2 protein-coding genes are annotated in these 767 nt (G+C 51.4%); both read left to right on the forward strand.

Annotation, left to right across the window (positions count from 1 at the left end; all coding sequences use genetic code 11):
• Positions 1-477 (forward strand): hypothetical protein (locus E1963_RS19240; RefSeq protein WP_330570901.1); only part of this gene is annotated, 477 nt, incomplete at its 5' end.
• The gene (locus E1963_RS19500; protein ID WP_145964211.1) at positions 474-692 is read left to right on the forward strand and encodes a hypothetical protein; all 219 of its coding nucleotides are present in this window, start codon (positions 474-476) and stop codon (positions 690-692) included. The genes E1963_RS19240 and E1963_RS19500, both read left to right, overlap by 4 nt.
• Positions 693-767: the final 75 nt, after the last annotated feature.

Consider the following 767-nt stretch of genomic DNA (forward strand, 5'->3'; position numbering starts at 1 on the left):
GGAGTAGGAGAAAACGCAGCGGAAGAAAGAATGGGAAAGGAGAAGAGGAAGGAAAGGAGACCGCATGATCAAAAGGGATTAAAAGAGGCAGAAAAGGGTGGTGCAGGAATGGATGGAAGAGGGGCATTTTACAGAAGATATCCGTCTCAGAAGGAAGGAGGAGAAGGAAAGGAGGAAGAAAAAGGAGGGAGGAAGGAGGGAAGAGAGAGAAGAGAGAAAGGACATAGCAAAGAGGGGAGGAAAAGGGAAGGGGGAAGGAAGAGGGAAGAAGAAGAAAGAATACTGGAAGGGAGTGAAGAGACACACAGCAAAGAAGGGAGAGAAAAAAGGAGAAGGAAGAAAAGAGAGGGGAAGGGGTCCCGACTCCCATCAGGGAGGGAGGAAGGGAAGAAGGAAGAGGAGGGGAGGGAAAGAAAAGGGGGGGAAGAGGAGGGAGGGGAGGAGAAAGAATGCCGAAAGGAGGGGAGGAAGCCGTGAAGAAACGAGAAGGAGGGGGAAAGAAGAAACGGAACTTCCCCACGGGGAAGAGCAGGGAGGAGGAAAGGGAGGAGAGAGAAAAGAAGGAAGAGGAGGGAAGGAGGGGAAAGAGAGGGGGGGGAGGGGAAGAGGGAAAGGAGATTACACCGGCAATTGAGGAGAGGAAGGAAGAAGGAGAGAAGGGGGGAGGAAAAAGAGGAGAAGAAGAGGGATAAAAGAAGTCTGCAATAGGAAGAGAAAAAAGGGGAGGGGAGGGGGAGAAGGAGAAGGGAAAAAGGGAAAAGAAGAAG

Origin of the sequence: Extibacter muris, from assembly GCF_004345005.1 — a bacterium.
Lineage (GTDB): Bacteria > Bacillota > Clostridia > Lachnospirales > Lachnospiraceae > Extibacter > Extibacter muris.